General features: G+C 66.7%; 9 protein-coding genes. All 9 read left to right on the top strand.

The genetic code is table 11. From position 1 onward, the window contains the following. Window positions 1–162 precede the first annotated feature (162 nt). Window positions 163–1116 (top strand): glycosyltransferase family 2 protein, encoded by a 954-nt coding sequence (locus ACIQTX_RS17595; protein ID WP_402974586.1) that lies wholly within the window; start codon window positions 163–165, stop codon window positions 1114–1116. Next, complete coding sequence (locus ACIQTX_RS17590) at window positions 1107–1826, top strand: CDP-alcohol phosphatidyltransferase family protein (protein ID WP_402974583.1); 720 nt, start codon at window positions 1107–1109, stop codon at window positions 1824–1826. The genes ACIQTX_RS17595 and ACIQTX_RS17590 overlap by 10 nt, the downstream gene beginning before the upstream one ends. Continuing rightward, entirely contained in the window at window positions 1823–2440 is a 618-nt protein-coding gene (locus ACIQTX_RS17585; protein WP_402974580.1) for a hypothetical protein, read from the top strand. Before ACIQTX_RS17590 ends, ACIQTX_RS17585 begins: the two co-directional genes overlap by 4 nt. A gap of 180 nt (window positions 2441–2620) precedes the next feature. After that, window positions 2621–3172: a DUF4352 domain-containing protein gene (locus ACIQTX_RS17580; RefSeq protein WP_402974577.1), complete on the top strand. Its 552-nt coding sequence runs from the start codon at window positions 2621–2623 to the stop codon at window positions 3170–3172. 99 nt (window positions 3173–3271) lie between these two features. After that, complete coding sequence (locus tag ACIQTX_RS17575) at window positions 3272–7972, top strand: PKD domain-containing protein (RefSeq protein ID WP_402974574.1); 4701 nt, start codon at window positions 3272–3274, stop codon at window positions 7970–7972. A gap of 11 nt (window positions 7973–7983) precedes the next feature. Then, the gene (locus tag ACIQTX_RS17570) at window positions 7984–9294 is read left to right on the top strand and encodes a hypothetical protein (protein WP_402974571.1); all 1311 of its coding nucleotides are present in this window, start codon (window positions 7984–7986) and stop codon (window positions 9292–9294) included. Between the two features lie 55 nt (window positions 9295–9349). Then, window positions 9350–10702, top strand: coding sequence for a polysaccharide biosynthesis tyrosine autokinase (locus tag ACIQTX_RS17565; RefSeq protein WP_028502009.1), 1353 nt, complete (start codon window positions 9350–9352; stop codon window positions 10700–10702). 195 nt (window positions 10703–10897) lie between these two features. Then, window positions 10898–13612, top strand: a complete 2715-nt coding sequence (locus tag ACIQTX_RS17560) for a right-handed parallel beta-helix repeat-containing protein (RefSeq protein ID WP_402974568.1) — start codon at window positions 10898–10900, stop codon at window positions 13610–13612. 10 nt (window positions 13613–13622) lie between these two features. Then, the gene (locus tag ACIQTX_RS17555) at window positions 13623–14933 is read left to right on the top strand and encodes a hypothetical protein (RefSeq protein WP_402974565.1); all 1311 of its coding nucleotides are present in this window, start codon (window positions 13623–13625) and stop codon (window positions 14931–14933) included. Window positions 14934–14985: the final 52 nt, after the last annotated feature.

The raw sequence follows: 14985 nt of genomic DNA, 5'->3' as shown, positions 1-14985 counted from the left end.
CGACTCCGACGCCGGCTCATCGTATCGTGATCCCCTGATGCCGCTGTGCGGAGGCGGCTCTCGCGTATAGTCGTTCTCCTGGGAGTCGACGCCGGTCGCGACTCTGGGGAATTCGACCGGCGCCCGAAGTGATCCGTTTCCCGGATCCGGGGGGAGGATCGCGTGTCGAACGAGCACGGACAACTTGCCGTGGTGGTCGTGAACTACGCGTCGGCAGGGCTGCTGCAGCGCAACCTGGTGATGGTCGAGCGTGAAGCCCGCACGATCGACCAGGACGCGCAGGTGATCGTTGTCGACAACTGGTCCGGTGCAGACGAGCGCCGCGCCGCCAGGGAGGTCGCCACGGCCCACGGCTGGCTGCTGATCGAGCCGGAGTCGAACTCGGGCTTCGGCGGCGGCGTGAACATCGGAGTGACCCGCGCGCTCGCCGAGGGGGCGACCGACGTCCTCGTCATCAACCCGGATGCGCACATCGACCGCGAGTCGCTGCGCCGACTGGCAGCGACCACGGCGGCTTCGCGCACGACGCTCGCCTCGCCCGTGATCTCCGACTCCGACGGGCGCACCTGGTTCGCGGGTATCGACCTCCTGCTCGACGACGGCACGATGCGCGCGAGACGAAAGCGCGTCGACGGCGACACGCAGCCATTCGAGCCGTGGCTCAGCGGCGCATGCCTGTGGATCACGCGCGAGGTGTGGGAACTCACCGGCGGCTTCGACGACGACTACTTCCTCTATTGGGAAGACGTCGATTTCTCACGGCGGGTCGTCTCGGCGGGTGGTGCCCTGGCTCTCGTCGAAGACGCCAGCGCGGTGCACGACGAGGGCGGGACCCAGCGCGCCGAGCCCGAGGTGTCCCGAGCGAAGTCGGAAGGCTACTACTACTACAACATCCGCAACCGGATGCTTTTCGCCGTGCGTCATCTCGACGACGCGGCCGTGCAGCGATGGCGCCGTTCCATTCCTCGCACCGCTCGCGAGGTGATACTCCGCGGCGGGCGCCGGCAGCTGATCCAGTCGGCAGCCCCGATCCGCGCCTACCTCCGCGGGGTGCGCGAGGCTCGCCGCATCGCCAGGACTCAGGGGACCGACCAGAAGGGCAGGAAATGGTCGTAGACGCTTATCACCGTCTCGCGCGTGCGCAGAAGGGGCATGCTCGAGGCGCGCCCGCCTATTCGGTGTACGTGAACCGTCGGATCGGAAGGGTTCTGGCGGCCGTCGCATATCGGATCGGGTTGACCCCGAACCAGGTCTCGATCATCAGCGCCGTGCACTCCTTCGTCGCGATCGGGCTCATCGCCTTCGGGCCGGTCAACGTGCCCATGGGTCTGCTGATCGCCCTGCTGCTCGTCCTCGGCTACGCCTGGGATTCCGCCGACGGGCAGGTCGCGCGCCTGCGCGGGGGAGGGAGCCCGCAGGGCGAGTGGCTCGACCACTTCATCGACACGCTCAAGATCGCGTCGCTGCACCTGGCGGTGCTGATCGGTCTCTATCGCGTCCTTCCGGAGACACCGGCGCTGCTGCTCATCCCCATCGTGTTCAGCATCGTCGCCTCGACGACCTTCTCGGGAATGCTCCTCAACGACCTGCTCAAGGGCAAGCACGCGGTGGCATCGACTCATGAGCGCGGCGGCGGAACACTGCTGCGATCCCTCATCCTGCTGCCGACCGATTTCGGTCTCGTGTGCCTGGTCTTCGCTCTCTGGGGGTGGACCCCTGCGTTCCTCCTCGGCTACAGCGCGCTGTGCGCAGCGGCCGTCCTGTTCCTCGCGCTCGCCGCGGTGAAATGGTTCCGCGAGATCGGAAGGCTCGGTACGACCGCATGACCGATGAGAAGATCCTGGTCGTGTGCGCCGCCAACGTCTGCAGGTCGCCGCTCGCAGAGCTCGCGTTGCGACGGGGGCTGGGCGCTGACTCCCCGCTCTCCGTGAGCAGCGCCGGCGTCAGGGCGAACCAGGATGACCCGATCTGCACCCTTGTCGCGTCGCTCCATGACGATGAGGATTGGCAGGCTCAGGCTCGGGCGCACCGGGCGAGACCGGTGACGGTCGATCTGATCGAGCAGTCGAGCATCGTGCTCACAGCATCTCGCGACATCCGCGGCGAGCTGGTGCGCCTCGCACCACGTTCGCGTGACTGGATGTTCACGATCAAAGAGGCCGCCCACCTCGGAGAGGGCTTCTCGTCGTCGGCACCGGACCGTGTGGCGGAGTACGTCGCGCATCTGGACCGGGCGCGCTCGCGAGCCGTTCCTCTGGCATCACAGGGAGGGGCGGGCAACCGTCTGCGGCACCTCTTCGGAGGGCACGCCACGGTCGATCCGTCGAGCATCGCCGATCGGCACGGCGGTCGTGGTCATCTCGAGACGATCCACGAGGTGGAGGAGTCGGTCGCCACCATCGTCGCCCAGCTCGGCGGCCACCGTCGGCACTCATCCTGACTGGATGCTTGTGCTTTCGCTTCCCCTGCACTATTGTTAGCCGATGCCGCGTTCTACGCGGTTGAGGGGATTCTGAGGCCGAGGGGGCCTTGGAAACGAGGATCTGGGTTCTGGGGAGCTACAGTGTTCAATGTTTCATCATGCCGTTCTGGGGACGGCTCTTCGCGCTCGAGGCGGGCGATGTTCATCGCGCCGCTGGTGGCGCTCGCACTCGCGACGGCCGGCTGCACCGCAGCCCCCGACGCATCGGAGACGCCGGCGCCTGAAGGCACCAGCACCACCGACTGGACGCCACCTGCCGACGCAGAGGCCGAAGGACCCACTGAGGGGCCGGCTCTGCCGGAAGAGAGCGGGGCGCTCGACGCCCCCATATCGCTCTCCACCGACATGGTCGTCAAGATCGACAAGATCTCGACGACGACCATCAAGCCCGAGACGCCTGGCGAGTACGCCGGTACTGCCGTCGTGGTCACGGTGTCTGTGACCAACGACTCGAAGCGGGCGCAGAGTGTCGACTCGGCCGTCGTCAGCCTCGTCACGGATGACGGCGATATCGGTGTCTCCACCACTGCTGGTCCCAACAACCCTCTGCAGGGCGAGTTGGCTGCGGGTGCCGAGACGACGGGGACCTACGTCTTCATGCTCGATCCGACACAGGGACGCTCGGTGAAGATCAGCGTCAACTATGCCGCAGGAGAGCCGGTGGCGTCCTTCGCCGGCCAGCTTTCCTGACGCACACGCACTTTTCGTATCTCGTTCTGGTTCTGTTTCTGTTTCGTTTTTCGCACTTTCATATTTTCAAAGAAGAAATTAGGCGGCTGGGGAGTCACTATGGGGAAAACATCGACCACGAGGCGGGCGCTGAGCGCGCTCGCGTCTGTCGTGACGGCGGCGTTGCTCGTCGCAGGTATGACGACATTGGGCGCGCAGGCGGCGTCGGCGGACGTGCCGTCGACACCCCCACCTCTGCTGCAGCGTGACGACAACGTCGTCACGTCGGATCCGATCCCGACCGTGCAGATCGACAACGGCTACGTCTGGGCACAGACGACCATCGGCTCGACCGTGTACGCCGTCGGCAAGTTCGACAACGCCCGCGCACCTCTGGCGGTGCCCGGTACGAGCCTGACGGCGCGTTCCAACGTTCTCGCATATGACATCAACACCGGTCAGCTGCTGTCGTTCGCACCGACGGTGAACGGCGTGATCAAGGCCGTCGCCGCCTCGCCCGACGGCAGCCGCATCTACATCGGCGGATCGTTCAACTCCGTCAACGGGCAGTCGCGCTGGAACTTCGCGGCGCTCGACGCCGTCACCGGCCAGCTCGTCCCTGGATTCTCGCCGTCGATCGGCGGCAGCGGCGTCTACGCCCTCGCCACCTCGGGATCGAGCGTGTACGTCGGTGGTCTGTTCACCCAGGGCAACGGCACCGCACGCAAGAACCTCGCAGGCTTCAGCTCCACGAACGGCGCGCTGCTGAGCTGGGCGCCGCAGACCGACCTCCAGGTCGATGCGATGGTCATGGACCCCGCGGGGCAGAACGTCATCGCCGCCGGTCGCTTCTCGCAGGTGAACGGCGACCTGACCATGCGAGGCACCGTCGCGCTCGACAAGACGAGCGGCGCTGTCGACGCGTCCTGGGCGCTGCCGCAGACGGTCAAGAACGGCTCGAACACGGGGGCAAACTCGGGTAAGGCCGGTATCTTCGGCCTGGCCGCCGACGCCACGGCCGTGTACGGCACCGGCTGGGTCTACGCCGACGCCGCCACGGGAAACCTGGAAGGCACGTTCGCGGCTGAGGCCGGGAGCGGACAGGTGCGGTGGATCTCCGACTGCCTGGGTGACCACTACGGCGTGTACTCGACCGGCAAGGTCGTCTACACGACGAGCCACACCCACGCGTGCGGCACCATGGGCCTGCACCCGGAGCAGAACCCGCGCACGCACCGCTACTCCGAGGCCTACACGGCCGATGCTCGCGGATCGCTCGGCAACCAGCCCGCCGCCGGTGGCACCTACAAGAACTGGGCCGGAACACCCGCGCCGTCGCCCTACGCCTGGACGCCCGACTGGGCCGTCGGCGTGACGACGGGCATGGGCCAGGCAGGTCTCTCCATCACCGGCGCCGGAAACATGATCTCGATCGGCGGAGAGTTCCGTTCCGTGAACAACGGACGCTTCGAGGGACTCGTGCGCTTCTCGACGAACCCTCCTGGTGGAGCGAAGGACGGGCCTCGCCTGTCCGCGGCCAACTGGACCGGTACCGCGCAGTCCTTTATTCCGGGCCGCGTGCGGGTCTCGATCCCGGCCAACTGGGACCGCGACGATCTGACGCTCACGTATGAGCTGCGTCGCACCGGCACGACCGCTCCGGTCGCGACGACCACGGCGAACGGAACCTGGTGGAACCGGCCCGCCGTCATCCTCGAAGACAAGACGGCAGCTCCCGGATCGCAACAGGAGTACACCGTCGTCGCGAAGGACGGCAACGGGAACACCGTCAGCAGCCAGGCGATGACCGTGACCGTGACGGCGGGGGCCGTCTCGAGCTACGTGAATGCGGTCTCGGCAGACTCACCGCAGCTCTACTACCCGCTGGGTACCTCTGCTCAGGACTGGGCCGGGGCGAACCCGCCGGTGTTCGGTTCCGGAGTCACGTCCTCGGCCTCCGGTGTCGAGAACACCTCGACCGGTGCGTCGACCTTCACCGGAACCTCCACAGGACGTGTCTCGACGACCGACAAGATCGCCGCACCTGCAGAGTTCTCCACTGAGCTCTGGTTCAAGACCAACACCACCAGTGGGGGCAAGCTCCTGGGCTACGGAACCGCGGCCTCCGGGGATTCCACGAGCTACGACCGTCAGCTTTACATGACGAACAACGGTCGTCTCATCTTCGGTACCTACAACGGCGGAACGCAGACGATCCAGAACACCACCGCTCTCAACAACAACGCGTGGCACCACGCGGTGGCGACCCAGAGCGCAGACGGTATGAAGCTGTACGTCGACGGCGTGCTCGTCTCCTCTGCGGCCGGTGCGACCACTGCTGAGAACTACGTCGGGTACTGGCGCATCGGTGGCGACAACATCACCAGCTGGCCCTCCGCGCCGAGTTCCAAGTACTTCAAGGGAGCTCTCGACGAGGTGGCTGTCTACCCCTACGCGTTGACCGCTGCTCAGGTGCAGACGCACTACGGCATCGGCAAGGGCTTCCAGCCGCCGACCGCCGCCTTCACGGCGACGCCGACCGATCTCGCTGTGGCCTTCGACGCCAGTGCATCTGCGCCGACAGGTTCCGCCACGATCACCGGCTACAGCTGGAACTTCGGTGACGACTCGGCGACCGCCTCTGGCAAGACCGTCTCGCACACGTACACGGCTGCCGGAACCTACACCGCGAAGCTCACGGTCACCGACAGCAACGGGCTGGCCACCACGACCGAGAACCCGGTCGTCGTCCAGGCGGCGAACGTGCTGCCCACCGCGTCCTTCCAGGTGACCGGCACAGGACTCTCGGTCTCGGCCGACGCCTCCGCCTCCACCGACTCCGACGGCACGATCGCGTCGTACGACTGGAACTGGGGCGACGGATCGACCTCGACAGGACAGGTCGCCAGTCACGTCTACGCCTCGGCGGGCACGCGCACGGTGACTCTGACCGTCACCGACAACCGCGGTGGTACGGCGACGACCACGCGAGAGGCAGTCACGACGCACGCGAATCCGGTCGCGACCTTCACCTCGACGGCGTCGGGGATGAACGTCGACGTCTCGGCTGCGGGGTCGAGCGCCTCTGACGGTGCGACACTCTCCTATTCCTGGAACTGGGGTGACGGCACGCCTGCGGGTACCGGGGCGACCGCTGGTCACACCTACACCCAGCCTGGTGCGCATGACATCACCCTCACGGTGACCGACAGCCTCGGCGGCTCGGCGAGCGTCACGAAGTCCGTGACCGTTCAGGCACAGGTGTTCGCGGCGTCCGACTCGTTCGGCCGCGTCGTCTCGAGCGGTTGGGGTGCGGCTGATGTCGGCGGCACCTGGGCGCCCATGAGCGGCTCGGCCGCCGTCACCTCCGTCGCAGACGGAGTCGGCAAGGTGAACATCACGCCGGGCGAGACCCGCGAGATGCTGCTGCAGGGAACGTCGCTTCTCGACACCTCTGCGCGGATCACCTACACGCTCTCCTCCGGTCCGTCCACAGGCGTCGCCTATGAGGGTCTCGGCGCACGTCGATCCGGTTCGAACGGCTACCGCGCACTCGCGTGGCACCGTGCGGACGGGACCGCGTGGCTCGTGATCCACCGCAACGGCACGGCCATCGCCAGCACTGCTGTCGCAGGTCTGACCTGGACGGCAGGAAGCACGTTCAACCTCGCCATGGAGACGACAGGTTCCTCGACCACGACGATCCGCGCCAAGGTGTGGGCCGCCGGAGCAGCGGAGCCGGCCAACTGGCAGCTCTCCACGACGGATGCGACTCCGGCCCTCCAGGTCGCCGGCGCACCCACCGTGTTCTCCTACCGCGCGGGCAGCGCGACCGGCACCAACATCGCGAGCTTCGACGACTACACGTTGAAGAACCTCGGAGCTGTTGCACCGGAGCCGGAGCCGGAGCCCACGCCCACGAACGTCGCGCCTACGGCCGCGTTCTCGGCCGCGGCAACGGGCCTGACCGTCAACGTCAACGGCGGAGCGTCGACCGATTCGGACGGCACCATCGCGTCGTACGCCTGGAACTTCGGTGACGGATCGACGGGCACCGGAGCGACAACCTCTCGGGCTTATGCCGCTGCGGGCACCTACACGGTGACTCTCACGGTGACCGACGACAAGGGTGCGACCAACACCGCCACCCAGCAGGTGACCGTCACGGCACCTCCTGTCGACCCGCAGCCTGAGCCCAACCCCGCCCCACTGGCGGGCGACGAGTTCGATCGGACCTCGGGTCCCGGTTGGGGCAATGCGGTCGTCGGCGGAGCGTGGACGATCGCCGGTGGATCCCAGGCGGCGGCGACCGTCGCAGACGGTCAGGGCAAGATGAACCTGATCGCCGGTGACACCCGTCACGCGACGCTCAACACCACGGCGATCGCCGATGCGGTGCTGGAGACGCAGTTCCGGGTCGACCAGGCCCCGGCCGCCGGCGGTGCGTACATCGGCGTCATCGCTCGCAACTCGGCCGCGGGGAAGTACCTTGTCCGCGCGTGGCTGCGTCCTGACGGCACTGTGTGGCTCGTGGTCCACCGTGAGGGAACGGTGCTGCTGACGCAGGCCGTGCCCGGACTCGTGTGGGCGGCGAACACGTCCTACAGCTTGAAGGTGTCTGTCACCGGCTCCGCATCGACCGCGATCTCGGCGAAGCTCTGGGCGACCGGCACCACGGAGCCTGCGAACTGGCAGATCAACGCGACGGATGCGACGCCGTTGGCCACAGGCTCTGTGGGTCTGAGCGGCAACCGGTCGGGGAGCGCGACGGCGGCACTCGGTGTGTCGTTCGATTCGTTCCGCGTCACCGCACCCCAGTAAGATCCTGACGCATGGCCCCTGCTGTTCCGATCGTGCTCCTCGCCGTCGGAGGAATCGCAGCAGCGGCAATCGTCGTGTTCGGGCTCAGGATGATGCCACGTGCGGCATTCGTCGTGTGGGCGTGTGTGCTCTTCTTCGTCCCGATCTGGGTCGGGCTGAACGTGGGCTTCTACTGGGCCGCGATCACTCTGCTCACGGCGTTGCTGATCTTCGTCAACTGGTCGGTCGTCCCGTTGCGGGCGGCAGATGCGTGGGTCGTCGCGTTCGTCATCGTCATCGTCGGGCTGTACGGCTTCGGCTCGGTTGATCTCGCCTCGCTCGTGGCCGCGCTTCTCGAGTGGGTGATCCCCTACATCTGGGGGCGCGTCGTGCTCGCACGAGTCGCCCCCGAATGGGTGAACTCCACGATCGCGGTCGTCGCCATCGTCGCTGCGGCCCTCGCGATCGTCGAGTTCGTCACCTCGTTCAATCCGTTCGTCCTCATCCCGGGATCAGGGGTCGTGTACGACACCTGGAGTCCGCTTCAGGAGCGCGGTGGGGTGCTGAGAGCGGAGGGGGCCTTCGGGCACTCGATCGCGCTAGGTGCCGCGCTGGCGATGTCCTCGGCGTTCATCGTCGCGACCAAGTGGCGGCTGCTCCCGAAGATCGGGGGTGTGGTGATCATCGCGGTGGCGACGGTCCTCACGTTCAGCCGCGCCGGACAGCTCACCCTCGTGCTCACCCTCGTGCTGTCCACGTTCCTGATCGTCGGCGTCTCCACCAGGTTCCGGGTGACGGTCGTCGCGGCCGGCGTGGTCGGCATGGCGATCGCGATCCCGATCCTCGACACGGTCTTCGGAGCTGCGGGCGAGGAAGCAGGGGGGAGCGCGGATTATCGGACCGACCTCCTGGTCCTCCTCCAGCAGGTGCAGCTCTTCGGCAACCCGGGCGACTGGCATTCGCTGGTCTCGGGGGATTACTACCTCGGCTACTTCGCCCGGTCCGTCGACAACGCCCTCGTTCTCACACTGCTCCGGTACGGCTACGTGCCGACGTTGCTCATCATGGCCGCTCTCGTGTGCGCCGCGCTGCTGGCCGTGCGACGCTCGACCCGAAGCCCGGCTTCGCTCGCGGTCGTCGGACAGTTGCCGAGCCTGGTGGTGGTCGCGCTGATCACGCAGTACAGCATGTTCCTCTGGTTCTGCGTGGGGCTCGCCATCACGTGGGCCCGTGATGCCGACGCGCTCAACGGATCGCGCGGCGTGCCGTCGGAGGCACGGCTCGGCTCGCCTGATGCGCTGCGACTGCCGGAGGGTGGCATACGGCCACGTGCACAGTCGTGAGGGTGCCGGATCGGACACTCCTCTAGAATCGAAGTCTCAGGGGGAATGGGGAGTCATGGGCGAAAGCCGGGTTAGTCTGCGGGCCATCGCCAGTTCGTTGCGCAAGTTCTGGTGGGTGATCGTGCTCTGCGGCGTCGTCGGCGCTGCAGGCTCCTTCGTGAACGCCTCTCTCCAGACGCCGCTCTACCAGGCGACCACCTCGCTCTACTTCGCTCTCAACCAGGGCACCAGCGCCTCCGACCTCAATCAGGGATCGGTGTACACGCAGAGCCAGATGCTCTCCTTCGCGCAGCTCGCGACCAGTTCGCGGGTGCTCGACCCGGTCATCGAGGAACTCGGTCTCGACACGACTCCGCGCGCTCTCGCGCGTGACATCGAGGTCACGATCCCGCAGAGCACCGTCACTCTGCGTGTGACGGGGACTGCAGACGATGCGAAGGCGTCCGCCGAGCTGGCGGATGCAGTGGCCGATCAGCTCATCATCGTGGTCAAAGACGTGGCCCCCAAAGACCCGCAGGGCGAATCCACGATCACGGCTCAGGTCATCGACGACGCGGTCGTACCGGAGTTCCAGTTCACACCCAGCAAGCCGCGGGACGCCCTTCTCGGGGGTTTCCTCGGCGGCGTTCTCGGCTTGGCCATCGCAGTGCTGATCGGCGTGCTCGACACGCGTATGCGCAACGAGGAGACGTTGACCGAGGCTGGTGGCGACCCGGTGCTCGGCGTCGTCTCGCAGTCGCCGCTGCTGGCTATGAGGGGCATCGCCGTCGCGCAGGAGCCGCTGGGCCACACCTCGGAGGAGTTCCGCCGCATCCGCTCGGCGCTCGCCTACGCGAATGTCTCCTCGCGGGTGAAGGTGCTCCTGGTCACGTCCGGCATGCCTGCGGAAGGCAAGTCCACGATCTCGGTGAACCTGGCCATGACTCTGGCAGGTCTGCGCAACTCCGTCCTGCTGATCGACGCCGACATGCGCCGCCCGCGTGCGCACGAGCACGCAGGCATCGACGGATCGATCGGTCTGACGAGCGTGCTGCTCGATGAGGTCGAGTTCGAGGTCGCCAAGCACAGCGTCGCAGACAGCACGCTCGACATCCTGCCGGCCGGGACGATTCCGCCGAACCCTGCGGAGCTGCTCACCTCAGCGCGCATGGCGCAGCTGCTCGATTTCGCCGCGGCCGAGTACGACTATGTCGTGATCGACTCACCGCCCATTCTCAGCGTCGCCGATGCGAACCTCTTCGCCACCCAGACCGACGGCGTGATCCTCGTCGTCGACGCGACGAAGACCCGTCGGGCGGCGCTGGCGAAGAGCATCAAGTCGCTCGAGTCGGGTGGTGCGCGCATCCTCGGTACCGTGCTGAACCGGGCGCGTCCTGATCGGCACCGCAGCGAGTACTACAGCGACTGAGTGGTGCCGGGCCCGGCGTGATGTGGGCCCGAGCGGCTGGAGTATATCGGTTTATGTCGCGGTGTCGGTTTGTCTTTGCCGCGAGAGCCGGTTAGTCTTCATGAGTTGCGAGGGGGACTCGCTCTTTGCTGCCGGGGTTTAAACTGCGGCAGAGGTGCTGGTGATCATGAATCTGCCCCAGAAAACGGTGACATCTTGTCCATTCCGTTTCTCGCGCTCGCATCTCGCGAGACCACGTCTCCGGCTCGACGCCGACGCAAAGTCCTCGCAGGCACTCTGACCGCCGTCTTGGCGGTCACGGCCGCGCTGACGGCTGTTCCCGCGTCTGCGCTGGCCGCCGACGCTGTCCCCTCCGTGAACGTCTCGGCGTCGACGCCGACTCCGGTCGTCGATGACGACATGGACCGTTCGGTCGGGGTCGGATGGGGCGCCTCTTCTGCGGGGGCCTGGCGCGTCGTGGAAGGCACCGCGAGCGTTACGGGCGATCAGGCTCTGCTCGCCAGCCGCAAGCCCGGTATCACCGCTCGAGCGAGTATCGATGGCGTCGCGGCATCAGATGTGAGCAGCCGCTTCTCTCTCACGGTCCCCACGCTTCCGGTCGGCGGACCGCTCTACCTCGCCCAGGCGGTCCGGGTGTCCGGCAAGGACTCCTATGCCGTGCGGGTGCGGGTGCATCCCGACGGCTCGGCCTACGTGTCGATCGTGCGGCTCACCGACCTCATGCGCGTGCAGAACCTCAGCGAGCGCAGGCTGCCGGTGAACGTGGCGAGCGGTACGACTCTGAACGTCGCGCTGAGCGTCGAGGGTACGAGTCCCGTCGACCTCGGCGCGAAGGCCTGGGCCTCGGATGCTGCGGAGCCGAGTGAATGGCAGACGACGTACAGCGACGCCTCGGATGCCCGCATCCAGGACGCCGGTGGCTACGCGTTCGCGCTCTACACCTCATCGGGCGCTCGAACGGCTGTCCCGGTCGGTATCGACGATGTCGTCGTCACCGCTCCCGTGCCGGATCCGGAGCCGGTACCCACGCCCGAGCCGACGCCGACGGCTGAACCTACGCCGACTCCCGAGCCGACCCCGGCTCCGGAGCCGACCGCGACGGCCGAGCCCACGCCGACTCCGACGCCCACAGCCGAGCCGACCCCTACGCCGACGCCTACGGCCGAGCCGACCCCTACGCCGACGCCGACGCCCGATCCCGAGCCCGTGCCGCCGGTGACACCGGAGGGCGTGCGCGGCGAACCCGGCGCGAAAACACCGGGAACGCTCGCCTACGACGCTCCGGCGACCGCGATCTATGTCGGTCCCGCCGGCTTCGACGGAGCTGCGGGGACGAAGAACTCTCCCGTGAAGACGATCGCGGCCGCACTGCGCGTGGTTCCGAACGGTGGGACGATCGTCCTCCGCGGAGGCACCTACCATGAGGAGATCGTGGTCCCGGCGCAGAAGCGGGTCACGATCCAGCCGGCCCCGAACGAGGCGGTCTGGCTCGACGGAGCGAAACCCGTCACGGGGTGGAAGGCCTCCGGAAACACCTGGGCCGTCGACGGATGGAATGTCGCTCTCGATGCGAGCCCGACCTACACCAAGGGCGCTCCGGACAACACCCAGGCCGAGTGGCGCTTCGTCGACCCTGACCATCCGATGGCTGCGCATCCGGACCAGGTCTGGGTGGGGGGCGTCCAACTGCGTGAGGTCGCCTCCGCAGCAAAGGTCACTGACGGCACGTTCTTCGTCGACGACTCTGCGAAGCGACTCGTGATCGGTTCCAACCCGACAGGCAAATCCGTCGAAGCGAGTGTGCTCACCCAGGCCCTCTCGATCCGTTCGGCAGGCACCGAGGTTCGCGGCATCGGAGTCCGTCGGTACGCAACCAGCGTTCCCCAGATGGGAACGGTGATCGCCGCCGCACCGAATGTCTCGCTCACCGATGTCACGATCCGCGACAACTCGACGACCGGCTTCTACTCGTGGGCTCCCGCGACGACGCTCACTCGAGTGTCATTGATCGGCAACGGGCTGCTCGGCGGTGGCGCATCTCAGGCAGACGGCCTCAAGGTGAGCCAGATGCTCTCTGTCGGCAACAACATGGAGCAGTTCAACCATTCGCCGGTCTCCGGGGCCTTCAAAGTCACGAGAACCCGCGGGGTGACGGTGACCGACAGCGCATTCACCGGCAACTACGGGCGCGGCCCGTGGTTCGATGAATCCGTGCTCGATATCGCATTCACGGGCAACGACGTGATCGGGAACACCGGTCATGGGGTCATGGTCGAGCTGTCGGAACGCGCGGTGATCGCCGACAACGTGATCGCTCGCAACGGTGACTTCGGCCTCTTCGTGCTCAACTCCGGCAGCGTGAAGATCTGGAACAACACGTTCGTCGGGAACGCGAACAGGAACATCAGCATCGGGATGGACTCCCGCCGTGCTTCTGACCCCAACACGCCAGGGCATGACCCACGGACGCGATATGCGCCGCAGGCCTCCTGGATCGTGCGCAACGTCGTGATGTCGAACAACGTCATGGCGGAGAGCGCCGGCAACTGCCTGGTCTGCGTGCAGGACTTCTCACTGCAGTACACCGGTTCCCAGATGGTCTCCAGCGTGAACGGCAACCTGTACCACCGCACGTCGCCCGGCACTCCGAGGTGGTTCTCCGCTTGGTCGAGGGGCGCGACTTCGAGGGATCCGGCTGTGGCCGACACTCTCGCCGCATTCACGGCTGCCACAGGGCAAGACCGCCGCTCGCGGTTCGTGGAGGGTGCGACCGTCGTCGATGGCGCGTACAGACTGCTGCCTGCGTATGCGGCGGGTCAGGCGTCAGTGGCGGTTCCGGTGCCGTCGGATATCGCGTCAGTATCGCGACTCCCCGGCAGCAGCACGACGCTGGGGGCCCTGCCGCGGTGACGATGTAAGCATGGGCTCTCTTCTCGCTGTCAGCGCGCGTGCGCTGACAATGGTCATCGCGCTGGTCTGTGGCGTTCTGACGTCCCGCATGATCCTTGGAGATGCCGGGGTCGACAGCTATGCCCTGTACACGCTGCTGATCACCATCCCGTCGCTGCTGACGTTCACCGACCTCGGCAGCGGCGCTGTCCTCGTCAACGCTGTGGCGACGAGCGACGACGTGCGCAGGGATGAGAAGCTGCGGTACCAGCTCACGTCGGTCGGACGGGTGCTGCTCATGTTCGCGGCCACCGCGATGGCGATCAACACCGTCCTCGTGCTCACGGGCGCGTGGGAGCTGGTCTTCGGCGAGGCGGGAGGGCGCCCCGGGGCTTCGCTGGCCGCGTTCTACTGCGTCACCATCTTCTGTCTCGGAATCCCGCTCGGAGTCTGGGCGCGGATCATGCTGGGACAGCGTCGGAACCATATCGTGATCCTTCTGCAGGGGCTGATCTCGCCGCTGACGTTGACCGGTGTCTGGCTCATGCTCACGTTCGGCGGAGACAACCTGCACTCGTTCCTGGCTGTCGCGTCGTTCACCGCATCATTCCTGGTGGCGGTGCTCGGCATCCTCATCACGGCCCGAACGACATCGCCGTTGATCCCCTTTGCAGCGCGGATGGTTCTGCACCCCCGGCGCTTTCCGGGAGTCCGCGTGATGGATGTCGGCTGGCCGATGCTCGCGCAGATGGTGACCTACCCGATCGCGGTCGGGTCCCAGCGGTATGTGATCGCCCAACTCGGTGGACCGACCGACGTGGCCGAGTACGGCGTGGCCGGACAGGTCTTCTTCGCGCTCAACGGGCTGGTGATGGCGGCCGGGCTCGCGCTCTGGCCGCATTTCGCCAAGAGCCGGCACGACGGTGACCTTCGACGGGGGCCGTTCCTTCTTTCCGTGCTGTTCGCCGCCGCGATCGCGATCGCGACGGTCGTCGTCTGGCTCGTCGGCCCTTGGCTGTTCGATTTCATCTCGAACGGAAAGTTGACCGTCGACCCGAGCACCATCTTCGCGTTCGGCCTGATGATCATGATGACCGCGGCCGTCTACCCACTGGGCATGTTCATCATGGATAAGCCGGGTATCCGGTTCCAGGTCATTCCCACGCTCAGCATGGCGGCCGTGGGAATCACGCTCTCCTTCGTCCTGACGCCGGTGCTGGGAATCGCCGGCCCCCTGGTCGGGGTCGCCTTCGCGCTGGTGGTGTGCCAGCTGATCCCGTTCTCGATCTACATCGTTCGCAACAAGTCGCGGCTGACGGTCGGAGCCACAGGCCAGATCTAGCCGGTCGTCAGATCTGGCCGCCGGGAACGAGATCGGGTGGCGTCAGCGCCGT

The sequence above is a fragment of the Microbacterium sp. NPDC090281 genome (assembly GCF_044769635.1).
Lineage (GTDB): Bacteria > Actinomycetota > Actinomycetes > Actinomycetales > Microbacteriaceae > Microbacterium.
Note: the sequence above shows the minus strand (reverse complement) of the source record. Positions and strands in the feature narration are given on the sequence as shown.